The sequence below is a fragment of the Vibrio antiquarius genome, assembly GCF_000024825.1.
Taxonomy (GTDB): Bacteria; Pseudomonadota; Gammaproteobacteria; order Enterobacterales; family Vibrionaceae; genus Vibrio; species Vibrio diabolicus.
Map to the genome: position 1 here is coordinate 2,836,575 of NC_013456.1, position 25,424 is coordinate 2,861,998.

Annotated in this window: 24 protein-coding genes and 1 tRNA gene; 7 read left to right on the forward strand and 18 right to left on the reverse strand. The window is 45.8% G+C overall.

What is annotated here, in order from left to right:
• Position 1 precedes the first annotated feature (1 nt).
• The 12 genes from flgK to VEA_RS13135 form a co-directional block, all read right to left on the reverse strand.
• On the reverse strand, positions 2 to 1,942 hold the full coding sequence (gene flgK / locus VEA_RS13080; protein ID WP_012842055.1) for a flagellar hook-associated protein FlgK: 1,941 nt from the start codon (positions 1,940 to 1,942) through the stop codon (positions 2 to 4).
• A gap of 159 nt (positions 1,943 to 2,101) precedes the next feature.
• On the reverse strand, positions 2,102 to 3,028 hold the full coding sequence (gene flgJ / locus VEA_RS13085) for a flagellar assembly peptidoglycan hydrolase FlgJ (protein WP_041852979.1): 927 nt from the start codon (positions 3,026 to 3,028) through the stop codon (positions 2,102 to 2,104).
• A 16-nt stretch (positions 3,029 to 3,044) separates the two neighbouring features.
• Complete coding sequence (locus VEA_RS13090; protein ID WP_006743028.1) at positions 3,045 to 4,136, reverse strand: flagellar basal body P-ring protein FlgI; 1,092 nt, start codon at positions 4,134 to 4,136, stop codon at positions 3,045 to 3,047.
• Between the two features lie 43 nt (positions 4,137 to 4,179).
• Complete coding sequence (flgH, locus tag VEA_RS13095) at positions 4,180 to 4,959, reverse strand: flagellar basal body L-ring protein FlgH (protein ID WP_006743029.1); 780 nt, start codon at positions 4,957 to 4,959, stop codon at positions 4,180 to 4,182.
• A 30-nt stretch (positions 4,960 to 4,989) separates the two neighbouring features.
• Positions 4,990 to 5,778: a flagellar basal-body rod protein FlgG gene (flgG, locus tag VEA_RS13100; RefSeq protein ID WP_005382032.1), complete on the reverse strand. Its 789-nt coding sequence runs from the start codon at positions 5,776 to 5,778 to the stop codon at positions 4,990 to 4,992.
• Between the two features lie 18 nt (positions 5,779 to 5,796).
• Positions 5,797 to 6,546 carry a flagellar basal-body rod protein FlgF gene (gene flgF / locus VEA_RS13105; protein WP_005382031.1) on the reverse strand — a complete coding sequence of 250 codons (750 nt, stop codon included), beginning with the start codon at positions 6,544 to 6,546 and terminating at the stop codon, positions 5,797 to 5,799.
• 289 nt (positions 6,547 to 6,835) lie between these two features.
• Entirely contained in the window at positions 6,836 to 8,149 is a 1,314-nt protein-coding gene (gene flgE / locus VEA_RS13110; RefSeq protein WP_005393123.1) for a flagellar hook protein FlgE, read from the reverse strand.
• 30 nt (positions 8,150 to 8,179) lie between these two features.
• Positions 8,180 to 8,890 (reverse strand): flagellar hook assembly protein FlgD, encoded by a 711-nt coding sequence (flgD, locus tag VEA_RS13115; protein ID WP_005393125.1) that lies wholly within the window; start codon positions 8,888 to 8,890, stop codon positions 8,180 to 8,182.
• Between the two features lie 17 nt (positions 8,891 to 8,907).
• Positions 8,908 to 9,321 (reverse strand): flagellar basal body rod protein FlgC, encoded by a 414-nt coding sequence (flgC, locus tag VEA_RS13120; protein WP_005393132.1) that lies wholly within the window; start codon positions 9,319 to 9,321, stop codon positions 8,908 to 8,910.
• A gap of 5 nt (positions 9,322 to 9,326) precedes the next feature.
• Positions 9,327 to 9,722, reverse strand: coding sequence for a flagellar basal body rod protein FlgB (gene flgB / locus VEA_RS13125; RefSeq protein WP_005382026.1), 396 nt, complete (start codon positions 9,720 to 9,722; stop codon positions 9,327 to 9,329).
• Positions 9,723 to 10,030: 308 nt separating this feature from the next.
• A complete protein-coding gene (locus VEA_RS13130) occupies positions 10,031 to 10,858 on the reverse strand; it encodes a CheR family methyltransferase (protein WP_005382024.1) in 828 nt (275 codons plus the stop codon).
• An 11-nt stretch (positions 10,859 to 10,869) separates the two neighbouring features.
• Positions 10,870 to 11,796, reverse strand: coding sequence for a chemotaxis protein CheV (locus VEA_RS13135; protein ID WP_005382022.1), 927 nt, complete (start codon positions 11,794 to 11,796; stop codon positions 10,870 to 10,872).
• A 76-nt stretch (positions 11,797 to 11,872) separates the two neighbouring features.
• Between VEA_RS13135 and flgA the strand changes: the two genes are divergently transcribed.
• The 3 genes from flgA to VEA_RS13150 all read left to right on the forward strand — a co-directional run bounded on the left by flgA (position 11,873) and on the right by VEA_RS13150 (position 13,503).
• Complete coding sequence (flgA, locus tag VEA_RS13140) at positions 11,873 to 12,619, forward strand: flagellar basal body P-ring formation chaperone FlgA (protein WP_005393139.1); 747 nt, start codon at positions 11,873 to 11,875, stop codon at positions 12,617 to 12,619.
• Between the two features lie 116 nt (positions 12,620 to 12,735).
• Positions 12,736 to 13,050, forward strand: a complete 315-nt coding sequence (flgM, locus tag VEA_RS13145) for a flagellar biosynthesis anti-sigma factor FlgM (protein ID WP_005382018.1) — start codon at positions 12,736 to 12,738, stop codon at positions 13,048 to 13,050.
• 27 nt (positions 13,051 to 13,077) lie between these two features.
• Positions 13,078 to 13,503 carry a flagella synthesis protein FlgN gene (locus VEA_RS13150; RefSeq protein WP_012842057.1) on the forward strand — a complete coding sequence of 142 codons (426 nt, stop codon included), beginning with the start codon at positions 13,078 to 13,080 and terminating at the stop codon, positions 13,501 to 13,503.
• A 112-nt stretch (positions 13,504 to 13,615) separates the two neighbouring features.
• On the opposite strand, the gene flgP is transcribed toward VEA_RS13150, so the two are convergent.
• Together flgP and VEA_RS13160 are read right to left on the reverse strand one after the other, a co-directional pair.
• Complete coding sequence (gene flgP, locus VEA_RS13155; protein ID WP_005382014.1) at positions 13,616 to 14,047, reverse strand: flagellar assembly lipoprotein FlgP; 432 nt, start codon at positions 14,045 to 14,047, stop codon at positions 13,616 to 13,618.
• Positions 14,048 to 14,056: 9 nt separating this feature from the next.
• A complete protein-coding gene (locus VEA_RS13160; protein ID WP_005382013.1) occupies positions 14,057 to 14,695 on the reverse strand; it encodes a FlgO family outer membrane protein in 639 nt (212 codons plus the stop codon).
• Between the two features lie 169 nt (positions 14,696 to 14,864).
• Between VEA_RS13160 and VEA_RS13165 the strand changes: the two genes are divergently transcribed.
• From VEA_RS13165 to VEA_RS13175, 3 genes are all read left to right on the forward strand, one after another.
• Entirely contained in the window at positions 14,865 to 15,998 is a 1,134-nt protein-coding gene (locus VEA_RS13165) for a flagellar assembly protein FlgT (RefSeq protein WP_006743032.1), read from the forward strand.
• Between the two features lie 177 nt (positions 15,999 to 16,175).
• Positions 16,176 to 16,252, forward strand: a tRNA-Arg gene (locus VEA_RS13170).
• Positions 16,253 to 16,529: 277 nt separating this feature from the next.
• Entirely contained in the window at positions 16,530 to 17,036 is a 507-nt protein-coding gene (locus VEA_RS13175; protein ID WP_031780328.1) for a hypothetical protein, read from the forward strand.
• 113 nt (positions 17,037 to 17,149) lie between these two features.
• Here the strand turns inward: VEA_RS13175 and VEA_RS13180 are convergent, their stop codons facing one another.
• The 4 genes from VEA_RS13180 to chiP form a co-directional block, all read right to left on the reverse strand.
• Entirely contained in the window at positions 17,150 to 18,112 is a 963-nt protein-coding gene (locus VEA_RS13180; protein ID WP_006743033.1) for an OmpA family protein, read from the reverse strand.
• Positions 18,113 to 18,752: 640 nt separating this feature from the next.
• Complete coding sequence (gltX, locus tag VEA_RS13185) at positions 18,753 to 20,180, reverse strand: glutamate--tRNA ligase (RefSeq protein WP_005393148.1); 1,428 nt, start codon at positions 20,178 to 20,180, stop codon at positions 18,753 to 18,755.
• 178 nt (positions 20,181 to 20,358) lie between these two features.
• Positions 20,359 to 20,952, reverse strand: coding sequence for a YccT family protein (locus VEA_RS13190; RefSeq protein ID WP_012842058.1), 594 nt, complete (start codon positions 20,950 to 20,952; stop codon positions 20,359 to 20,361).
• A 125-nt stretch (positions 20,953 to 21,077) separates the two neighbouring features.
• The gene (gene chiP, locus VEA_RS13195) at positions 21,078 to 22,199 is read right to left on the reverse strand and encodes a chitoporin (RefSeq protein WP_006743034.1); all 1,122 of its coding nucleotides are present in this window, start codon (positions 22,197 to 22,199) and stop codon (positions 21,078 to 21,080) included.
• Positions 22,200 to 22,678: 479 nt separating this feature from the next.
• On the opposite strand from chiP, the gene VEA_RS13200 reads away from it, so the two are divergent.
• Complete coding sequence (locus VEA_RS13200; RefSeq protein WP_006743035.1) at positions 22,679 to 25,408, forward strand: heavy metal translocating P-type ATPase; 2,730 nt, start codon at positions 22,679 to 22,681, stop codon at positions 25,406 to 25,408.
• Positions 25,409 to 25,424: the final 16 nt, after the last annotated feature.

A 25,424-nucleotide genomic window follows, 5' to 3' on the forward strand; every position in this document is an offset into this window, starting at 1 on the left:
CTTACCTCAGTTGTAAAATGGTATTGAAGGTATCATTCGCCGCTTGCATCACACGTGATGAAGCCATGTACGCTTGTTGAAACTTCATCATGTTGGCCGCTTCTTCATCGAGGTTAACGCCAGAGATAGAAGCAACGCGCTCTTGTGCCGCCTCATGCTCTAAGCGAGCGACAGAGGCTAATCGGTTTGCTGTAGAAGATTTCAATCCGACTTCGGTATTGAGGTTGTGATAAACATCAATCAAAGTACTGGATTTTCCGTCCATCATCTTATCTGTTTGGATCTTCTGCATTTTTCTCAAGTTGCCATTACCACCTTCCGAAGGCACCAAGTTCGCGGTGAACTTGTCATTCATCAGCGCGCCTTCGCTCAGCTCAAATACAGTCGCATCGCCATTTTTATACAGCGGATGACTTTTCGGCACTGAGATTTCAATCATCGGGTTATCTTTGTCTAGCGGGTATGAGTATTTGTCCGATAGCAAATTGCCTTTGTTGTCCGTGATCTTTAACCATGGCTTATCATGTTTCTCGTCGGCTGGTTGTACGGTGACCTCAAATTCTTTGACATCCCCCGCCTCACGAATTTTGAACTTGGCGTTACCTTGAGCAAAAGTGGTTGAAGCTTCATAACTTTGCGCGGCAATGGCTTTTGCATCATTAGTTTCCATCTTAATGATGGCTGCGCCACTTCGTGTTGGGCGCAACAATACGCGCTCACCAGCGGCAAGACCTTCACCAATTTGCACTTTCATACCATCCAGAACAAACGAAGAATCCGATTGATCAATGTTCAACGACATTTGCTCACCTTTCGGTGTTGTCACGCTATACTGGTCGCCATCATAACGTAGCGAATATTCACCACCTTTGATCGCTGAGATATCATCAATGTAAACCGCAACATCAGCCTGAGAGTCAGGCGCAGCAAAAACTCGAGATTTTGCCACCAGCTCAGAGTTCACGTCGGTAAATACGTCTTTACCTATCTTACCGTTAAGATCCAGACCTTGAGATTGCAGCTGATTAATTTTGTAGGAAAATCCCGTCGCTAAACGGCCCATTTCATCCTGAAGTTGTGGAATGTGTTTGTCGCGCATTTCAAGCAAGGCACCGATTTTGCCATCCATGTCGTCAGACTTGATCGCTTTAATGCCATCTCCTTCCACCATTGCTAATCGTCTTTGGTGAACATCAGGATAGCCGTCAATCATTTTGAGCTGGCTTGCTTCCGTGCCAGAAACTAGCGTGTGTCCATTGCCGATGTGAACATTAAACCCTTCCGCATTTTTGCGTGGGGTGACGGTTACTTTGGTGTACTCAGATAGCTCAGTAACCAGCTTTTCATGCTGGTCCATCAAATCATTATGTGGACCGGGTGTGCGCATCATTAATCGATGCACATCGCGGATTTCCAAGGCAAGTTGGTTCACGCGTTCAATGCCCATATCCAATTTTTTATTGGTCACATCAGATTGCAATCGTACGGTTTCATGGAAGTCATTTAATGTATCAGAGAAGATTTTCGCCTTTTCCAATACCACTTTCCGTGCCCCCAAATCGTTCGGGGTATCTGCCATGGTTTTGACCGCATCGAACCACTCGTTCAAGTTCTCTGGGATTTTCTTCGATGCAACTGAGCTCAACATGCTAGAGAGCATATCAAGATTGTCTTGGGTATCCGTTTTGTTGGCATTGTTGGTTGACGACAAGTTCAGTTCATTCACGGCAAACTGATCCCACGAGCGGCGAACATTTTCCACATGCACACCCATGCCGTAGGTAGAGCCTCCAAACATGCGCGGATCATTCGTACCTTGGATAACAGACTGACGGCTATAACCCTCTGTATTAACATTAGAAATGTTATGACCAGTGGTGTTTAATTGTCTCTGAGCAGTAAGCACACTTTGAGTACCTACATTCAGAAGATCTGACGCCATACATGCCCCCAAAAACGAAATAAAATCGGCAAAACCGATCACCTAGACACATCAAAGCAAAAGGTGTGCCAAATAAAATAGAGGTGTGAATATTCAGAAAAAGTAAAGGCTTGCACTGTGGCAAGCCTTCGAAAACAACATGAACTGGCGAAGAGTAAATTACATACTTTCGATTTTCTGCTTCACCTGCAGGACTTTGTCTGCGTAATTCGGATCGGTCGCGTAACCCGCGCTGTGGATGCCGCGAATAAACGAATCTGAATTCCCTCGCTGTTGCAATGCCGTCTCGTAACGTGGGTTGTCATTTAAAAAGCGCACAAAGTCATTAAAGCTGTCTTCGTAATTTGAGTAGGAGCGAAACGCTGCCGTCTCTTTCACTGGCGTGTTATCGTGGAACTCTAGAGTTTGAGTCGTCACTTTGTCCCCCCGCCAGCTTCGATCTGCTTTGATGTTAAATAAGTTGTTGCTGCTGCCACGCGCGTTCTTCACTACCTTTTGTCCCCACCCGGTTTCCAAAGCCGCTTGCGCAAGTAGCAGAGATGGCTCGACACCTAGAGCTTTCGCGGCTTTCTCCGCGTATGGCTTCATCGAGTTAACAAAAGATTCTGGCGAATCGAATCGAGTTGGTTCATTGCTTGGTCGAGATAGCTGACCAGATTCAATCAAGCGCTGTTCAATCTCACGCGCTTTTTTCGGGTCAACACGACGATATTCCACGGCATTATTTGCCGCATCACGCATTGCCGTTTCACTCTTGTCGTTACCTTGCCCAGCCGTTAATTGCTTAACAATCATATCGGCCAAGCCCATTGAACCAGACGAACTGAGCTCACTCGCCATCTGCTCATCCAGCATTTGTCGGTAGAACTTCTCGTTCTGGCTGTTCATCATGTTGGACTCAAAGCCCTCATTGGCTTCTCGCATGGATTTCAACATCATGGAGGTGAAAATAGATTCGAACTGACGAGCCGCTGCACGCAGTGCTTCTTGCTCGCCATCTTTACCTTCCTTCACTGCTTTTTGACGCAAGGTATCCAGCGAACTGATGTCATGAATAAAACCAATGTCGTTAGGATTGTTCATTATACCTACCTCCTAACCATTAAATGATGATCAACTGGCCTTCAATGGCACCAGCTTGTTTCAATGCTTGCAAGATAGCCATCAAATCCGACGGCGCTGCGCCGACTTGATTCACTGCACGGACCAAATCATCCAACGTTAAGCCTGGCTCAAACTTAAACATCTTGCCCTGCTCTTCGCTGACTTCGATATCCGAGTCTGGCACGACAACGGTTTGCCCGCCAGAAAAGCCGTTCGGTTGGCTAACATTCAGGTTTTCTTTGATCGCAACCGTCATGCCGCCATGCGTTACCGCAGCAGGTTTAAGGCGAACATGTTTACCAACTACGATGGTACCCGTGCGAGAGTTAACGATGATTTTGGCTGCGCCATCTGCTGGGTCGAACTCTAGGTTTTCAATTGCCGATAAGAACGCCACACGCTGGCTGACATCACGAGGGGCACGTACACGTACCGACGTCGCGTCTACTGCACTCGCCATTTGTGGGCCAAGGAAGTTGTTTACCGCATCCGCCATACGTTGAGCCGTTGTGAAATCTGACTCAAGCAAGTTGAACGTGATGTAATCGCCACGACCAAATGGGTTTGGAATTTCGCGCTCTACTGTCGCACCACTAGAGATAAGACCAACGGTTGGATTGTTACCTACGATTTTTGAACCGTCAGCACCTTCAGCACTGAAGCCGCTCACCACTAAATTACCTTGAGCAACCGCGTAAACTTGACCGTCGAGACCTTTGAGGAACGTTTGCAGTAGCGTACCACCACGCAAACTTTTGGCACTACCGATAGAAGAGACTGTCACGTCTACTTGCTGACCTGGTTTAGAGAATGGCGGCAACTCTGCCGTTACCATGACTGCGGCAACGTTTTTTATTTTCGGCTTTGTGCCCGGCGGCATCTGAATGCCGAAGTTTTGCAGCATGGCGGCGAAACTTTGCTCCGTAAACGGGTTCGCTTCGCCTGTGCCAGGTAAGCCTGAAACCAAACCATAACCCACGAGTTGGTTGCTTCGTACACCTGCCACTTGCGCGACGTCTTTGATACGTGCAGCTTGGGCAGCGGTAGAAAACAGAGCAACGCTCATCAGTATTAAAAGGAGTTTTTTCATGCTTACTTATCTCTTGCAGTCAAATTGCCGTCAGCACGGCGTGTTATAGCGCTACATTAAAGAATCGTGCCAAGAAGCCCGGCTCTTGCATATCTTGTTGTACACCGGTGCCAGAATACTGAATTCTTGCGTTAGAAACGCGGTTTGATGCAATAGTATTGTCGAAACTAATGTCATCAGGACGAATAGTGCCGCTTAAACGTATGTACTCATCACCCGTATTAAGCGTCATCCATTTTTCTCCACGGATAACGAGGTTGCCATTTGCCAAAACTTCAATCACCTCAACAGTAATGTAACCACTGATGCTGTTACTCTGCTTAGCAGAAGAGTCACCCGCAAATGAGTTTGAGTTATTTAAGTCATAAGAGAAATTGTATTTGCCACCAATTTGCAGCTCTTCGCCACCCACTTGAAGCGGGTCCATTTGCGCTTCATTGGTTTTCGATAAATCGGCATTGGCGCTTTTCGTGGCGCTGGTAGTCTCATCCAGTGTCACGGTAATAATGTCGCCAATACCACGTGGCTTGGAATCGTCGTAAAGATCGGTAATGTGCTCGGCGCTAAACAGTGAACCTGTTGCAGCAGCATAATGCTCAGGTTTCTTTTTCGGATGAATAGGAGCCCATGCAGGATCACCCGCAACCGGATCGCTTCTGCCACGCAGTGTATCCACGATACCGCTGCTCTCTTCTTTCGATTTATCGCCTTCTACCGCGTCAACCACCGTCGTTGCTTGTGTCACTTCATCCGTTTCAATCGGCTCTAACATGGCACAACCCGACATCGTGGCAATCAAAGCAAGTAGACAAATACGTTTCATCGTGAGCTCCTCAATTCTTGCTCTTAACCGTTATAACTGCTGGTTAACGAAGCTCATCATCTTATCGACTGACGAGATCACTTTTGAGTTCATTTCGTAAACGCGCTGGGCTTCGATCATGTTGACCAACTCTTCCGTTACATTCACGTTAGACGCTTCCAACATGGATTGACGGATTTCACCCAAACCGTCCAAACCAGGAACACCTTCTTGTGGATCGCCACTAGCACCCGTTGGTAAGTAAAGGTTCTGGCCAATTGGCTCTAGGCCACCTGGGTTAACAAAGTCTGTAATGGTTAGCTGACCAACGACTTGGTTGTCTTGCTGACCACGGACGCGAACCGATACTTCACCATCCGTACCGACAGTGATAGAAATCGCATCTTCTGGAATCACAATTTCAGGTTCTACAGGGTAGCCAGAACCCGACGTGACTAACGTGCCTTCACCATTTAACGTGAACTGACCGTTACGGGTGTAACCGATGTTGCCATCCGGCAACGTCACTTGGAAGAAGCCGTCGCCTTCAACCATCATGTCCAGTGCGTTGGTCGTTGTCTGCGCATTACCATGCGTGTGCACTTTTTGCGTCGCAACCACTTTAGAACCCGCACCTAGCATCAAGCCACTCGGAAGCTCAGTGTTCTGAGATGATTGGCCGCCAGGCTGGTTGATGTTCTGATAGAACAAATCTTCGAATACCGCACGGCTCTTTTTGTAGCCCACAGTAGAGGCGTTCGCCAAGTTGTTCGAAATCGTGGCAATGTTGGTTTGTTGGGCGTCTAGACCTGTTTTACTTACCCATAGTGCTGGATGCATAGTGAACCTCTAACTCTGTTAACTCATACGAAGCAGTGAATCTGAAGATTTATCCATCTCTTCAGCAGTGCTCATCATCTTGACTTGCATTTCAAACTGACGCTGTAAGTCAATCAATGCGGTCATTTCACCTACGGCATTCACGTTACTGCCTTCAATCGCTCCTGTCTGGAGGCTAACAGTCGCGTCTGCTTCGTAAGGTTGGTTTGGAGTTTTATGGCGAAATAAGCCATTGGTGTCTTTAAATAAGCTTTGATCATTAGGCTTAACAAGCTTGATGCGATCAACCGCTTGGAATTCTTCCGCCGGGGCACCCTGAGGAAGCACAGAGATGGTGCCATCTCGACCGATTTCAATTTTGGAGAGAGGAATAGGCAAAGTAATCGGCGCATCATTTTCACCTAGCACCAAATGGCCACTTGCGTTAGTAAGCATGCCATTTTGATCAACTTTTAGGTTACCGTTACGGGTCAACCCTTCTTTACCCGTGTGATCGAGTACTGATATCCAGCCGCTGCCTTCAATCGTCACATCCAGATCACGCCCTGTTGTAATCACGCTACCTTGAGCAAAGTTATGCCCTGGACGCTCTGTCATGCTGAACACACGTGAAGGATGGCCTTCACCATAAGCCTGCATTGAGCGAGCCTGTGCTAAATCCGCACGAAACCCTGTCGTGCTTACGTTAGCCAAGTTATTAGCACGCAATTGTAGTGCCTGCATATTTTGCTTGGCCCCACTCATTGCGAGAAACAGTGCGCGATCCATAAATTACTCCAAAAACTTCTCTGTACACGGAGTAAAAGCAATAGTTATGCCAACATAAAATGAGCTTATTTATCAAACATTTAAATAAGAAAGAAAAGATTAAGAGGGGTTTCAGTGGCAGAAAACTGCAACAAGGGGCAAGGTTTTGATCCACATGGCGGCAACGGCGGCAAATCAGAGATCAAAGCATGCTTAACCTGAACTGAGGTATTTTCAGGCTAAGCATCAGATGAATGTCATGATGTTATCAAGCCAAGCGGCGAAAGCTCGCCTAACTTGATGATGCAGATTATCGGATCTGCAGGATATTTTGTTGTAGCTGGTTGTGCACTTCTAGCGAACGTGAGTTTGCTTGGAAGTTACGCTGAGCAGAAATCAGGTCCACCAGCTCCTGCGTCATATCAATGTTTGACTGTTCCAGCATACCGTTGTTGATGGTGCCGAAAGAGCCTTTGTTAGATTCACCCCAAATCTTGTCACCAGAGAACTGAGTTGAATCCCATTGCGTACCGCCCTTCTTATCCAGACCTTGCTCGTTTGGAACACGTACTAGCGCGACACGACCCAATGTGACGTTTTCACCGTTTGAGTAAGTCCCCATTACGCTGCCGTTTTCATCGAAGTCAACCTTGGTTAGGAAGCCCGTTGTTGCACCGTCTTCATCGAACTTGGTCAGTTCGAACGGAGCAGCAAACTGTGTTGCCGAGCCTAAACCGAAGTTAAGCGTCTGCGCAGGATCGGCACCATTCATATCGACTGGTGTCGTGTTCGTCGCCGGATCGCCCAGTGCCACAGACGTAATTGGCTGACCATTGTTCAAGCTCGCCAACGTCCCATCGTTGTTGAACTTCATGGTATGACCCACATGGCCTGTTGGCGTTTGTGCATCACCTGCCGCAACATTTAAAGGCTTTTCACCTTCTTTATCTGTCACTGTGTAGTAAGTGTTCCACGTGTTTGGCTGAGTCTGATCTTTCAAGTAGTACGTCGTTAGCTTGTAAGACTGACCCATCGAGTCATAAATAGTCGAAGAGGTTGAACGGTTGTATGTATCTGGGTCTGAAAAATCAAACTGAGTTGGATCTTTCAAATCGCCGTTTGCTGGCAAGTTCACGCCCACTTCAATGTTTGCTGTTTGCTTTGGCTTACCAAATTCAGCAGGAATATTGATAGGTTGTGGCTCGTATGAAGAAACCTCACCAGAGCTTGGATCCACTTGGTAACCTAATAAGAACTCATCGTTCGCGGTCACCATGTAGTTTTCTTTATTTAAATGGAATGCACCATTACGTGTCAGTTCATTCTGTTGTGGAGTCAGACGCTCCTTCGCCACGGCGAAGAAACCTGTACCCGAAACACGCAAATCCATTGGGTTGTTGGTGTAAATGCTTGAGCCTTCATGGAACTGCTGCGCCACTTGGCTTGCTTGCGCACCACCACCCGGTGTGGTTTTTGCGTTAGTAAATAAAGAGTTAGAGTAAACATCAGCAAACTCAGCACGGGACTCTTTAAAGCCGTACGTGTTGGCGTTCGCAATGTTGTTACTGGTGGTGTTCAAATCCAGTTGGGCGGCGGACAAACCGCTTAAAGATACATATGACATTCCAAAATCTCCTAATCTAGCGAGCTATGACTACGCTTTGCCGACTTCCAAAACTTCTGCAAGTCGAACTGGCGATTCAAAACCAGCCAGATTGAGTAATACGTTTCCGTCACCTTTGCCGAGCAATACGCTGTTTACGTTGGCGTATGTCGATACTGGGAACTCTTGCGACTCCCCCTCAACTAAGCCAGACGCTTTCACTTTGTATTTGCCAGCAGGCAGTGGATTTCCGCTTTCATCTTTACCGTCCCAAAGCACACGCGTGTCGCCGGCTGGTTTCGCCCCTACCTCAAAAGTACGAACCAGTTGGCCAGCTTCATCCTCTACACGAACAAACAGATTATCGATAGATTGTGAAAGCTTAACCATTGCCGCCATTGGCGCGTCGTCCTGCTTCACACCTGCCGCTCCTGGGACCAATACGTCACGCCCTACCAAAGAGGAAGCTTGTAACGCTTGGTTTGATGTCATTGACGAGTTCAAACTCTCAAACTGAGTGTTCATCTTGCCAATGCCATCAACGGTCGCAAATGAAGCCATTTGCGCAATCATCTGGTCATTACTTACCGGCTTAAAAGGGTCCTGTTGAGACAATTGCTTCGTGAGCAATGATAAGAAGTCTTCCTGTTTTAGGTCTTGCTTACCCGTGCTCTCTTCCGTCTTCTTGTTGCTCTCTTGTAGACTTTTAAGCTGGTCGATATAGGACAAGCCGCTTTGACCAACGTTGTTAATTCCGGCCATACGCTACCTCCTTATCCTTATTGACCCATCTGCAGCGTACGCAGCAGCATTTGTTTACTAGAATCAGCTACTTGCACATTAGTTTGGTATGCGCGAGAAGCTGAAATCATGTTCGCCATTTCTTCCATTACATTCACGTTCGGCTTGTAGATGTAGCCTTCTTCGTTTGCAAGGGGATGGTCTGGGTTGTACTCCGCACTCAGCGGTTTATCGCTTTCTACAATACCCATCACTTTCACTGGCACCGTATCACCGCCACGCATGGCGTTACTTAACTCAGCACCAAACACAGCATGGCGCGCTTTATAAGTGTCTTTCGCAGAGCTGCTGACACTGTCGGCGTTCGCCAAGTTGCTTGAGGTAGTGTTCAGACGAACGGATTCAGCGCTCATTGCGGAACCTGTCACATTGAAAACGTTAAATAAGCTCATCTAAATTATTCCCCTTTGATTGCTTTGGTTAAGTTCTTGAATTTGCTGCCTAGAAAGTCGAGTGATGCTTGGTGTCTGATTTGGTTTTGCATAAACAAGTTACGCTCTAAATCCAAGTCTACCGTGTTGCCATCACCCGTATCAGGTTGCGTAGGAAGACGATATAGCTTGTCCCCGACCAACGTTGTAGTGGCAGGAATATGCCGACCATCCGTACGACTAAGACCAATGCTTGCCCCAGATGTTGCCGCTTGCAATTCCTTCGCAAAGTCTAAACCTCTTGCTTTGTAACCAGGCGTGTTGGCTTGTGCAATGTTGGTGGAAATCACCTCAGCATTGCGCTCACGTACGCCCACCGTGTGCTGGTGGATGCCTAGTGCATTGTCAAAAGATATAGCCATGTTTGCCTCTACAATTAAGAACTGACCGTGATTGATAACCAAAAAGCAATTAGCATGCCAAAAACATAAAGCGCTCTATCTACTTAATAGCTATCACCCATTGGAATAGCAATAAGTGAGCCAAAGTGACTGGAATGTCATGTCGTTTCACTTTGTTCACTTAATTAAAGATACACCGTGATGAGGGAACAAAGCAAAATCGCGCTTCAATTTAGCAAGTGAAAACGTGGAAACACTCGAAGGCAGGAAACCAGCAAACAAAAAAAGCCTGACACTAGGTCAGGCTTTTTATCAATGAAGAGATACCGCTATTTAAGCTTGTAAATGATACCCGGGTTACAGCGCACCATTTCAAATTTATCAGTCAGACCAGTTAGCGACTCTGATGCCCCTAACAGCAGATAACCACCTGGGTTTAAGCTGCTCGCCATTTGGTTAAGCACTTTTGATTTCATTTCCGGTGAGAAGTAAATCAGCACGTTGCGACAAAAAATAATGTCGAACTTACCCATCAGTGCATAACTGTCCATCAAGTTTTGTGGACGAAAGTTCACCAAACGTTTGACGTTGTCTTTGACTTTCATACGGCCACCGTCCGCATTCTCAAAGAAGGTGCGGCGACGTTCTGGTGAAAGTCCGCGCCCTAGAGCCAAATTGTCATACACACCTGCACGACACATCTCGAGCATACTTGCTGAAATGTCTGTTGCTGTAATAGACACGTTTGGTAACAAACCCGGCTTGCGCTGTTGCGTTTCCAGAATCGTCATTGCAATAGAATACGGCTCTTGGCCCGATGAACTGGCTGCAGACCAGATCTTGATTGGGCGCTTGCTTGCCGCTACTTCTGGCAATAATTTGTCAGCTAAAACTGTGAACGGATAAGTATCTCGAAACCACAAGGTTTCGTTAGTCGTCATCGCGTCCACAGCGGCCACTCGTAATTCACGATTGCGCCCTGTAACAACATCACGTAGCAAATCTGATAACGATGCGAGCTTAAACTTCGTCACTAAAGGACTCAGTCGGCTACGCACAAGGTATTGCTTGCTATCACCTAACACGATGCCACATTGCGATTCTAGAAAACGGCTAAAGTCACGATACTCTTGATCACTGATTGTAATAGCAGTCATTAATGTCTCTTTTATTGTGTTAATGCAGATTTAACCGCGTTACCCAATTCATCTGGGTTAAATTTCGCAATGAAGGTATTGGCACCTACACGCTCAACCATAGCCTGGTTGAATACACCACTTAATGAAGAATGGAGGATAACATAAAGGTCTTTCAAATCGGCATGTCTGCGAATTTCAGCCGTTAAGGTATAGCCGTCCATTTCTGGCATTTCAATATCGGAAATAACCAACGAAATTTGATCGTAGATATTGCCTTCTTGAGCCATTTCAATCAACTTATTGTACGCTTCTTTGCCATCTTTGACAGATACGACCTCGAAACCGATTGATGTAATCGCACGCTCTACCTGTTTACGCGCGACAGTCGAGTCATCAGCAATCAATATACGGCGTACAATAGGCTTTTCTTGTTCTGCTTGCGCGATTTCTTCACCGATAGCGGAATCCATCGTTTCATCAACCGGCGCAATCTCCGCCAGGATTTTTTCAACGTCAAGGATTTCAACCAGCTCGTTGTCGATGTTTGTCACTGCGGTCAAGTAGTGCGCTTTACCCGCACCGTCTGGCGGTGGCAAAATCGCTTCCCAATGCATATTGATAATACGCTCAACCGATGATACCAAAAATGCTTGGATCGTACGGTTAAATTCTGCGATAACAACAAAACATTTATCCAGATCAGTGGTTGGGCGGCCACCAATTGCCAGGCTCAAATCAATAACGGACACGGTATGGCCGCGGATATGAGCGATACCTTTTACCAGCGGGTGTAGATTTGGCATTGAAGTCAGCTTAGGGCACTGCAGTACTTCTTTCACTTTGAATACGTTAATGCCGTAGCGCTGTCGGCCCATCAGTCGAAAGGTCAATAATTCCAATCGGTTCTGACCGACGAGTTGCGTACGCTGATTCACCGAGTCAAGAATCCCCGTCATATGCTCATCTCCATCTCAAACTTTTTGTTTTTAAATGATACTCTACCACTGGCAAGCACGATACCAGGGAGACAGTATGGCGTATTTCACTTTCACTTCGACACCATTGACTATGACAATATGTAGAGCGCTAATTACAAAGTACGCTAAGTCTATCGGCATTTTGCTCAGTATGTTTAGCTTTTTTGTTCATTCAGCTTCAGATAATCAGATCGAGCAAATAAAAACGGCAGCAGAACAACATATTCTTGCTACAGTTGATCAGCCTGATGGTGGCGAGCTATCTGTTAATGCGGCAGATATCGACTCGAGAATAAAAGCGACGGATTGCCCAGTGCCCCTAGATACGTCAGCTTCTTCCACCAGCAGTACTCGAAGCAACATCAATGTTCTAGTGGAATGCCCACCGGATGACTGGAAAGTCTATGTGCCTGTACGGATCTCTGTATCGGTGCCAATGATCGTCGCAACACGAACGCTAGGGAGAGGAGAAATCGTCAGCGCGTCGGATGTCACCACTTCCATGATCGAGCTGCAGCGCTTTCGCAAAGATGGCTTTTCTAACTACGATCAAGTGGTTGGCGCAAAGCTAAAACGCAACGTTCGCTTAGGTGATGTTGTTGAGCGTAATGATGTCTGTGTCGTTTGCCGGAATGAAAAGGTCACAATTAAAGCGGTGAATTCTGGCATGACAATCACCACTCAAGGCACAGCATTGCAAGATGGTGCGGCTGGCGATCAAGTAAGAGTGAAAAATGATAAGTCACAGCGTATAATAGAAGGCATAGTGACTGGCATTGCGGAAATCACTGTTAATTTTTAATACCCACTGGTAGCGTGTTTAAACTGATCAATAAAAATGCAAAAAATGACTAAAGTTATTTTTGCACTGGTCGATAGTCTGGATACCAGTATTACGATACAAGGCAAAGGTTAAACATGGCAGGTATAGATAATATACGTTCAGGGCAAATGATGACGACGACAAGTCGTGCACCTGCGCGTAACGATTCCAATGCTACCAGCACGACTGAATCGAAAAAAGCACCCGCACAACAAGACGCTGTATCACTCAGCCAGCAAAGCAAAGCCGTTAGCAAACTCCAAAAAGATATGGCAGCTTCTCCGGCCTATGACAGCGCCAAAGTGGCGGCAATCAAAGAAGCAATCACAAACGGTTCATACAAAGTCGATCCTGAAAAATTGGCCGACAACATGATTAAGTTTGAAAACGAATTGCAAGGCAAAAGCTAACTGACTTAGGCCGAAGGTAAGTATTTTATGGCAGCATTAGTCGATCTCGTCAATTTCCAACTAGAAAATGCTAAGGCACTTTCTGCTGTTTTGCGTCAAGAAACACAAGCGATAACTGCGCGTGTCTCTACCGAGATTGAGAATATTGCCAAACAGAAGATGACACTCATTGATCAGCTTAGAACGACTGATCAGCGAATCGCCTCTCACCCGCACGTCAATCAACTTACTGAAGATGAGCACCTAAGTCAGGTTGTTGCTCAAATCCAATCGATCGTCCTCGACTGTCAACAAGTCAACAAAGTAAATGGTGAATCGCTTAGTCGCGCACAGCTGAGTTTCAATAAACTCAATAACATGCTTCAGCGAACTCATGGCAAAGTGGGCATGACCTACAATGCCGGTGGCAAAACCCATACTATTTCGACACTTGGCACCAATATAAAAGCCTAAACGTCACTCCTGCCCCACCATCTCTAGAATGTAGATATAAAAAAGCGACTCATTGTTGCCAATCAGCCGCGGGAAAGATTATCTGGTCTTCTGAAGTAATGCGCTTAGTGCATTAGAACAAGGTTTGTTGACGCTTCTCAGGCACCTGTTGAACTTCTCCGTAATCACGTAGCTTATCCATTTTACGAATATCCAGACGCAGCTCTGTCACGTAACTGTCTTCAACAAGATAACTACGCACAACTTCTGCACCGCGAATCACACCATCAACCGCGCCTGTAGTGCTCTCAATACCTAAACGCTGGTCTTGCAGTTCTGCACGTCCACTAACACGCATACCATACACTTGTTCTGCCAGTTCACGGTACGCATCAATTTTTGATGCACGCATCGCTCGTACACGCTTCTCTTCTACTGTGCGGCCTGTTTGCTCACTGACACTGGCGTAACCCACTGCCACTAAGATTTCATCTTGACGCATCTGTTGTAATGGCTGACACCCCACCAATATCAGTGTGGCAACAATAAATAATAACTTCTTCATGCTTCTATCCTATGGACGCAGAATCACAGTGTACGGCTGACGAATGGTTGGGTCTGAGCGAATCAACACGCCATCTTGCGTACGGATACTGTTTAACGTATCTAAGTCACGACCAATACGGTCAGCCGGAAGGAAACCCTGCGCCGTTGCTACAACCACACGGCTCTGCATACCGACCACACGTGCATTGACCAGCACCCCGCCCTCTTGGCGCAGCATCGTGCCAGTCAGTACATACTGAATTTGTTGCTCTTGCGCCAGATCTTGCCAATCACGGCTTAAAGCAAAATCGCCCTGCTGCGTCACTTGGATAGAGCCCGTAGTTTTGAAATCAACCACTTTAAACCCTCGGCGCTGGAACTGATGGATAAAACCTTCCGAGACCGAGTTACCTAACCAGTTTGTTGCATCCATATTTTGTAGATCAACAAACGAGGTAATCGCAATCGGTGTCCGCGCAGATACCGCCACATTAGAAACCATCAGGTCTTCGGTCATGCTTTCAATGAAAAAGTCCATCGTATGACGTGGACTATCCATAAGCATGAACTGGCTTCCCGAGTACGGTTCTTTACCATTGTAAATCGGTGAGTACGCGCACGATGTCAGAAGCGTCATCATCGATGCGGCGACAAGCCACTTTTTCATGGTTTGATTCTCCAGATAATCTTAGGTGATACCGTTCTTGATTAATTCCTTTCTAAGAAAGTGAATATTGGAACAGTCTTTGCTTTTCTTTGTTTGCCTAACGAAGAAAAATCCACCAAACTTCACTGAAATTGTTAAAGCAATATTTATACCCGAACGGTTGTAATCAATGAAAAAAATATTAAACAGTCTGTTTTTAATCACTTTAGTGATGCTTGTGCCTTTTAAAGTAATGGCATCTTGGTATGAAGTAACAGGCGTTGCCACTATCGTTTCTTCAGAAGAGACGGCAAGGCTCCATGCGTTGGAAGACGCGCTGTTCAAAGCCGTCAATTTTTCGGGCGCAGATATTGGCAGTATTAGCAATTTGATGCCGCTGTTAGAGGAAAGCCGTAACGAGTACCAGTTTACCAACCATGAAGTCCGTTACATTTTGGTCGAGTCTGAGCGTAAACGTCGAGGTAAAGTCGAGGTAAAAATTCGCGTCGATATTTATCCATCGGCAACGGGTTGCCACACCGATCAATACAAAAAGACGATCCTTGTCGGCAATATTGAGGTTGCCTCACCACAACAAGCGGTGATGGGACAGATTTACCAAGTGGGTGACGATTTTAGCCGCGTGGTGAATCGCCAGCTGGATCAAACCTCTCGCAGCTTTGTGTCTGTGGGTACAACGGACTATTCAATTAGCAGTAACTATCCCGCTCGTACTCAAATGATCGCGCAAGACAACGGCGCACAATACATCATTGGGGGAGTCATTACCGATCTCACTGCGACGGTCGAATCTCAACTACTGCAAGATGACATCATCAATCGTCAGTTTGCGTTAGAGATGAAAGTATTTGATGGTAAAACTGGCCATGAAGTCTTCAACAAAGCCTACCGTGAAGTGGCGCGTTGGCCATTTGCCAAAACGAGCCAAGTGGATACTCGCAGTGCGCGCTTTTGGGCGTCGACCTATGGCGAGATGATGCTACGCGTTAGTCGCAATATAATGCTGGATCTAGAGTCAGAGCTGTCTTGCAAAATTACGCTGCCAGAGGTCATCGCAGTCTTCGGCAATACGGTAACGATGGATCTCGGCCGTATGCATGGCGTAAAAGAGGGAGACAAATTGCAACTTTGGCACACCGCATCATTTATCGACCAAAACGGATTACCAAGAAATAAAGTATCGCAAAGTGAAATTACATTGACGGTATCACGTATATACGAACACGAAGCCGAGCTGACGATTGATCAGCCAAATTTAGCGTCTAGTGTTCAAATTGGCGACGTAATGAACAAGATCCTATAAAAGCAAACATTAAGTCTTGAGATATGCTCACTTTTGAATATCATAGGCAGCGCATCTTATTTGATTATACCAATGACCGTAGTGAGTCGTTCAAAGTGATACTGATAAAGACCTAAACAAAGTTGCTAGGTTTGCATTCAGTAAAACGGTTCAATGAACTGCAACTATTGGTATTACGCCCCCATGGCACAGCTGGATAGCGCAGTCCCCTCCTAAGGGACAGGTCGTAGGTTCGAATCCTACTGGGGGCGCCATATCATAGCCTTAGCTCCCACTTGAGCTAAGGCTTTTTTGTATCCACTATTTCGAGCTTCACAGAGCGTTTCCAAGTAACGTGTGAAACAATTTCCTCAGTAATCAATATGATCGCCTCGCTCCTTTACTCGACGAGATAAAACCTTTTACTGATCCGATCTCTTCCCCTTGAAATCATTTCAACAAGCCCTATTTACAGTTTTGTATTTTATTACTTTAATTATCTATGAGTTTTGCTTACCCTTTTAGCTATTAATAAAATTATTAGTTAGCACTATGTCTAAGAGCAATTTAATAACTAACACTGGACACCGCTTTATTTCTAAAGGCAAGACTGCCTTTAAGATTCATATCCATACCCCCGAGGACACGGTATTGCACCGCTCGGTTGGGTTTGTTCGTATTGGAGAAAAGAAAGGCTTACAAAAAGCCATTAAGCTGAGAAACGAATTAGGCCGGCAAATGTGGGGCAAATTTTGGCGACGTCTTTTGAAGGATCCTTACCTCATGACCAGACTCCCACACAGCGTTGAGCCAAAAATTGTTCACAAGCCTAACCCCACTCTTGAAAACCCAGATAACCGAGATACGTGTTACATCGCTAAGTGGCGAGAGTTCAATGATGACGGTGACTACAAATACAAAACGGTGGTTCGCTCTATTAGTAAATACGGCAAGCTTGCCGCCTACATGCAAACCAAAAAAGCGTTGTTAGAAGCACATAAAGACAACTTGGAAATCCTAACATTCATGGGGCGCTTAAACAGCATTGACCTCAAGTGATGTTTACCGTTTTTAACTTTTCAGTCCGTTTCAAATAGAAATGAAAAAGCCCCAAAGAGCGAACTCTTTGGGGCTTTCAGCTTTAGTCTTCTATACTACGGTCGGATAGAAGCTTATTGCTGAACTTGGTATTCAAATTCTGGAACAACGATTTCTACGCGACGGTTTTGCTGACGACCTTCACGAGTGTCGTTTGAAGCGATTGGGTTGTTTTCACCTTCGCCACGCGCTTGAATACGTGATGAATCAATGCCTTTTTCAACGAGTGCGTTAGCTACAGACTCAGCGCGTTTCTCAGAAACTTTTAGGTTGTAAGCTGCTGGGCCAGAAGTATCTGTGTAACCTACAACTTCAACGTTCGCTTGTGGGTGCTCGTTTAGGAAAGCAACTAGGTTATCAAGTTTTGCAGCGCTCTCTGGTTTTAGAGTTGTGCTGTTTAGATCGAAGCTACCAGTGCCGATTGTTTGAGTTTCGAATGTTTTCGTTACAACTACTGGCTCTTCTACCACTTCTTCTACAACCACTTCTTCAACAACAACTGGCTCTTCTACGATTACTGGCTCATCGTTGCCGCCGAATTTGAAAGAAACACCCAGTGTTGCTGTGTTACCTGTCGCACGAGTTACATCGTTGCTGATATCAGTCAGAGTTTGGTATTCCGCACGAGCAGTTACGTTTTGGCTTAGGTTGAACTCAAGGCCAGCTGCGCCTAGGTAAGAGTAATCATCTTTGCCATCAAACATTACGTAAGCGCCACCCACTTTACCGTAAAGTGCGATGTCTTCAGTGATTGGTAGGCTGAATTTAGGTGCAAGAGTGATTGCTTCTACATGGCCACCGAAAGAAGTTTGGTTAAAATCACCGATGTTGTCGAAACCTGCTTCTACTGCGAAGTATTTATTCATTTCGTAACCAACAAAAGCGCCAAGAGTAGAGTCGTCTTTGTCACAAGCCTGGCCCGCTACACACGCGTCTTCCATCCATGACTTACCCATCTTACCACCAACGTATACTTCTGCTTGTGCTGCTGAAGCCATAAGTAGAGACGCTGAAATTACCGCTGCTAATTTTTTCATTATTGATTCCTCTAAAGAAGTTCTTTTGTTAGATGCCGAAATGCGCCGTCTGACTGACGTTGTATTTCAATTCTTTTTATTCATTCCTTGAGTGAGATACTTAGTCAGCTTCTTTTTATGCACATGCATTTTTTTTATGGAAGCTACTTACGTACATTTCCTGTTCAGTGATACATATCGCCATCTCGGTATCACTGACGGGGTGAACTATAACGCTAAGAAATCGCGAGAAAAATCCCAATTCTGTCAATTTATTGTCATCAAAAATCTCAACAACATGTGATCTTAAGCAAAAAAATCCCCACACAATCACGCCGCAAACGTTTGCTTTATTTTCTGGAACACTACAACTTAAGCAAAGTTTTTTCTTAAAAATGAGACAACAAAAAGGGAACTTTAAGGATCATGGATAAAAATAAGACATATATTTGATATATAACCGTTCACTTTTTATTCATGACAAAGATATTTGGATTAAAAAATCTTATCTATACCTAGGTGAATTACGGTCCTAAATACCACATCCTTCACCGACATATGAGAAGGTTTCTCATTATCTAGGATTCAGATACAAAAAAGCCGCGGGTGTTTACCGCGGCTTTGTGACTATTTATTCAAAAGAACGTTTAGTTCAAAGCAATTATGCGTTTGCTTCACGCTCAGCAATGAACTCAAGCGCCATCTTAATACGAGCAACACAACGCTCTTTGCCAACCAGTTCCATTACTGCATCTACAGAAGGAGACTGACCGCCGCCTGTTACAGCAACACGTAATGGCATACCGATTTTGCCCATGCCAATTTCTAGCTCTTCACAGACTGCTGCGATAACGCCATCTTTGATGTTTGCTGTTGTCCACTCGGTCAGTGCTTCAGCTTTCGCTAGAGCAAGCTCTAGAGGCTCTTTAGCCACACCGCGTAAGTGTTTCTTCGCTGCGCCCGCTTCAAACTCAGAGAAATCTTCGTAGAAGTAACGGATTTGCTCAGCTAGCTCAACCAGCGTGTTGCAACGCTCACCCACTAGCTTGATCACGTCAGTGATAGCAGGACCATTCGTTACGTCTAGTTTTTGTTGATCTAGGTGCCATTGTAGGTGCTCTGCAACGTACGCAGGATCTGAATTTTTGATGTAATGGTTGTTCAACCATTGCAGTTTGTCCGTATTGAAGGCAGACGCTGACTTAGATACTGCGTTTAGGCTGAATAGGTTGATCATCTCTTCTTGAGAGAAGATTTCTTGGTCGCCATGAGACCAACCTAGGCGCACTAGGTAGTTGTTTAGTGCTGCAGGCAAGTAACCCATATCGCGGTATTGCATGACTGATACTGCACCATGACGCTTAGACAGTTTCGCACCGTCATCACCTAAGATCATTGCACAGTGCGCAAACGTTGGTACTGGCGCACCTAGTGCTTCGTAGATGTTGATTTGACGAGGCGTATTGTTGATGTGGTCTTCACCACGAACAACGTGAGTGATACCCATGTCCCAGTCATCCACTACTACACAGAAGTTGTAAGTAGGTGAACCGTCAGTACGACGAATGATTAGGTCATCCATTTGATCGTTGCGGATTTCGATACGGCCACGAATTTGGTCATCAAATACTACGCTGCCCTCTTTTGGGTTACGGAAACGGATAACACATGGGTCGCCGTCTTTTGCCGCTTCGTTTGCCGCTTTGATTTTTGGATGGTTCGCATCGTAACGAGGCATTTCTTTGTTTGCTTCTTGCTCTGCACGGATTTCATCTAGCAGCTCTTTAGACGCGTAACATTTGTAAGCTTTGCCTTCTGCCAACAGCTTATCAACCATTTCGTTGTAACGGTCAAAACGTTGAGTTTGGTAGTAAGGACCTTCATCCCACTCCAAGCCTAGCCATTCCATGCCTTCAAGAATTGCATCAACCGCTTCCTGAGAGTTACGCTCAAGGTCTGTATCTTCGATACGTAGAACGAATTCACCACCTTGGTTTTTAGCGTATAGCCAAGAGTAAAGTGCAGTACGCGCACCACCAACGTGTAGATAGCCAGTTGGGCTAGGAGCAAAACGAGTTTTAACCGTCATTTGAGTTCCTTAGGGGTAATGAGCAACGAGAGATCTCTCGTTGTAATGTCAAGGATAAAAGTGGCGACATTTTACCACCGTAAGTCAATTCTACAATCGGTTTGACACCAGAAATACAAACAGGGCAGCACCAATAAAGGTACTGCCCTCCTATTTACTGTTAAAGTGCAGAACGAAATTACTTCAGGTTACGCATCGCCCATTGCATAAATTCTTGCTGCTCCTCACGGCTTAACTCATTAAACGATGCTTTGATTGTTTTGGTTTCCGCCGGAGAAGACGCAATGCTTGCCTTGGTCGATTCTTTGTTCATTGCATTGTTATAGTCAGCCACTTCTCGCTCGTAATCACGAAAACCTTGCAAGCCACCTTTACGAAGTTGAACCATAGAGAATGCCACTTCTTTTCCGTGTTTGTCTTTCAATACCACTTTTGGATCGAGTTCAAAAGCTTTCGCTTCTTCGATGGTACGGAACGCTTTGTAAGTCAGCGATAGTTCGGCGTCTTTTTCTGCTTCAAACTCTAATACCAGTGGCTGCGAATCGAACTTACGGCGCTTGCCATCTTCAAAGACAATTTGTCCAACCGTCACCGCCAACTGATTTTCCCCGTCCTTCAGCTCGATGCTGTTATTTTTGGAAATCCACTCAGGGTACACGAACTCACCGTTGAGAACGCGAGGAACCAGTTCAGCTTGCAGAGTCAGTTGAGCAGCAAAAGCAGGCGCAGAAAGCATTGCGCAAAGTCCGAGAAGTGTCGTTGTTTTTTTCATCGTGGTTTCTCACTTTATACCAATTTAGATAAGCCTCTAAAACTTACAGGCCAGTCATTCCAAAGGCTTATTTGAATCAGTATCAAGACAAAAAGGGCGTTTCCGCCCTTTTAGCTGCTTCTTTATTAGAAGTAGTATTCAACACCCACAGAGAACTCATCGTAGTCCGCAGATTTCCAACGCGCTTCTGTTGGTTTATCCAGTTGATATGCACCGTCGCCAAAGTCTAGAGTACGAGCACGTACGTAAAGCACTGCCGATGGGTCTACGAAGTACATAACTTGTGCAGATAGTACATCGTCTGCTGTATCGTTAATGGTCTTACCATCACGCTCTAGATCAAAGTTCGCTGCGTAAGCCAGTTTGTATTGCCAATCACCAGTGGTGTACATGATAGCGGCAGACATTGCGTCTTGCTTCTCACTCACGCCGTTGCTTGCGTCAGCTTCCATGTATTTGTATTGCGCGAAGAAAGAAATACCGTTATCAAACCAGCCTTGAGCACCCACCAAGTATGTGTTGTTTTCCCACGTTTGGCCTTCCATCTTAATGTTACGGTTACCCTCGTATGCGGCATCTAACTGAATTGGACCAATTTTGTAGTGCGCTGCGATACCACCCCAGTAGTCATCACCTTCACCCAGACCCGCTTTGTCACCTGCACCTGCCGCGATATCTAGAGAGAATTTGTCCGCATACATTGGCGAGTCCCAACGAATGGTGTTTGATTGACGGTCTTGATACTTAGCACCACCGATTGCACCACCCCAGTCGTAAACATCACCGAGACCTGGGTTAGATGCAGGCCAGTCAACCAATTCGTACATCGGTGTTAATACTCGACCTAAACGAACTTGGCCCCAAGATGCACTTTCAAAACCGACGAATGTGTCACGTTCACCAAGACCTGCACCCTCGCCGCCAAAGCTAGGGTCAACGTAACCACCTTCGATTTGCCAAATAAAAGTAGGACCGAAGTTAGCAAATTGTTTTTTACCGCGGAAACCGATGCGAGATTCGTTGTTTAGCTGCATGCCACCTAGATCATCGTCCGTTGCTTTGTTGCCAGAATCGTAATCGCGGTACGCGGCCTGCATCGCGATGATCCCGTAAACTTCATAAGAGAATGAATCTTTGGTTAGGAACTCTTTTGCTGCGTCACTGTTTGCACCATCAGCAAATGCAGCACCACTGAACATCATGCCTGTGATTGCCGTAGCAAGTAGGCTTTTCTTTAGGTAAGACATTTTTAACCCCTATATTTTTTAGTTTTTTCCATTTTCAAATTCGCTAACTAGGACATGGCAGGAACTTGAAACAATGTTTGGACGGGGCAAATATGACAAACTTTTTTCGCACTAAAAAACTTTCCCTACAGCAATCTGAGCGACTTCAAAATGAGAAGATCAAAAATAATATAATCAATTAAAAATCAAAAACTTAAATTTAAATATAAAAAATCAAAAACGTTAAAAGCACTTTTTGACACTGAACTGACATTGAGAGCATCTCAAAAGCGTGAGCGACTTCATTCATCTTTTAGGTGTTTTAACGGAACTTTATATTCAGAGAGAAAAAACCTTGAGATCACTCGCAAGTAAAATGGCGGTGAACTTGTGTGATTCAAGCGATTTTGACGAAATTGTTGTGAGCCCAAAATGGGTATTGACCTTACCCTTGCAGGAAGGTTTAAGCTCAATGTATCACTATTATTGAGGTGCAGATTATGTATCAGTTTGTTATACCTTTATCAGGGCTCAACTGCATGGGCTGTGCGAGAAAAGTTGAGAGTGCTTTACATGCGAATCACGATGTAGAGATCCTCACTTTGTCCCCAACGCAAGTAGAGGTCAAAACCGAGTCCTCGCTTAAAGAGCTTGTTTCATCAATTGAATCTCTTGGTTACCAAGCAGGAAATCAGTACGAGTTAAACCTTTCAGGCTTAAGCTGTGGCGGCTGTGTGAAAAAACTCTCGTCTTTATTAGACTCTCATCAAGACGTTATTTCTTTCGAGGCTTCAACAACGCACTTAGAGATTCGTACCCTACTCTCCGAGCAACAAGTCATTGAGCTAGTTGCCAGCTTGGGCTATACGGCCAACAATAGCGCTGTTACTGATAACTCAGTTGCTGAAGAGCACAAGGCAATCACTCCCGATCAACGCCAAAGCCAGACACATCAAAGCGAAAAAGGCGACCAAGCAGCGCCTGACGAGCAACCAGCAGGCACGGCTCAACTACAGATGTTGATTCAAGGTATGACCTGTGCAAGCTGTGTCGCATCAGTAGAAAAAGCCCTTACTAATGTACAAGGGGTTGAAAAAGCTCAGGTAAACCTCGCAGAACAAAGCGCACTGGTGTTTGTGACTGAAGACTCAGATTCGTTACATCAATCTATTTTGCAATCTGTCAAACAAGCGGGTTACCAAGGCGAGGTTTTACAAGACGCCGCGACACAGCAAGAAAAGCAAGCGCAGCAACAACGTCAACAGCAAAAACATTTTAAGTTGGATGCAATTGCTGGCCTTGTTGTGGGTGCCCCTTTGATGATTTGGGGTGTTGCTGGTGGCAACATGATGATTCGCAACACCAATGACCAATTGGTTTGGGGCGCGATCGGTATTGTGTGTTTGCTGCTGCTTGCCACTGCCGGAAAGCAGTTCTTTAGTAACGCTTGGTTAGCGGCCACTCACAAGCGCGCCACGATGGATACCTTAGTTGCGCTCGGTACTGGCGCAGCGTGGTTCTATTCTATGCTTGTGGTGATTTTCCCAGATTGGTTCCCAATGGCATCTCGTCATGTTTACTTCGAAGCCAGCGCGATGATCATTGGTTTGATTTCACTTGGCCACTATATAGAAGCCAAAGCGAAAGCAAATACAACTCGCTCGCTTCAGGCTTTGGTGAACTTACAGCCTCAACAAGCGACCGTCATCACTGAGAAAGGTGATAAACAAATCGCGGTAGAAGAAATCACTCTAGGAATGAAGTTACGTATCAAGCCGGGAGAGAAAGTGCCCGTCGACGGTACGGTAATCAATGGTGAATCGTATATCGATGAGTCCATGCTAACTGGTGAACCCGTTCCTGTATTAAAAGCACAAGAGGCACATGTATCCGCAGGGACATTGAATACCGACGGATCTCTTACTATAGAAGCCACCGGAATCGGCGCAAATACGATGCTCGCACGTATTATTCGTATGGTGCGCAGCGCTCAGAGCAGTAAGCCTGCCATCGCGAAATTAGCAGACCAGATTTCATCGGTGTTTGTCCCTGTCGTTGTAGGCATAGCAATACTGGCCGCGCTTGTTTGGTTTGCCGTTGGCCCAGAGCCAAAAGCGAGCTATATGCTGGTGGTCACCACAACCGTACTTATCATCGCCTGCCCTTGTGCTCTAGGCTTAGCAACCCCACTTTCTGTTACGGTGGGAGTGGGTAAAGCCGCAGAACTCGGCATTTTGATCAAAGATGCTGATGCCCTGCAGCTAGCGAGTAAAATAGATACGGTTGTGTTCGATAAAACAGGCACGCTTACCCAAGGTAAACCAAGTGTGCAGCAAGTGTTTACTCACACCACCAGCCAAGAAGAGCTGTTGGGGTTAGCGTACGCCGCCGAGCGTCAGTCAGAGCACCCACTAGCAAAAGCGGTATGCGACTTTGCTAATCAGCACGACACACAAGAAGTGACTCTCGATAAATTTGAAAACGTTCGCGGACGCGGCATTTTGGCAACGTATCAAGGTAAACCGCTGCTTATTGGCTCGCTTCAATTTATGCAAGCGGAAAACGTTGCAACAGAGGCTCTTCAGGATGCAATTGACGAATGCGCTCAGAACGCATGGACTCCGGTTGCCGTTGCGCTCGATGGTGAGTTAGTCGGCCTGATCTCCATTGCTGACCCAATCAAATCGGATGCAAAACAAGCGCTCTCTGCATTAAAATCGCAAGGCATCAAAACGGTAATGCTGACGGGTGACAACCAACACGTAGCCAACGCTATCGGTCAAGAACTTGGTATTGATGAAGTAATCGCTCAAGTAATGCCAGATGAGAAAGCTCAGCACATTGAGCAACTTCAATCCCAAGGCCATGTTGTGGCAATGGTTGGGGATGGCATTAACGACGCCCCTGCTCTCGCGTTAGCCAACCTTGGTATTGCAATGGGTAGCGGCAGTGATGTCGCCATTGAAAGTTCGCAAATGACCATCCTGAACACGTCACCAATGGCGGTGGTACATGCGATTGAACTGTCGCGCGCTACACTTAAAAACATGAAGCAAAACCTATTTGGTGCCTTCGTTTATAACTCACTGGGGATCCCTGTTGCCGCAGGCGTACTTTATCCTGCATTTGGATTTTTGCTCAGCCCAGTTGTCGCAGGTGCGGCAATGGCGCTGTCATCTATTACTGTCGTTAGTAATGCAAATCGACTACGACTTTTTTCAGTAAAATAACCACTTATATTTGAGG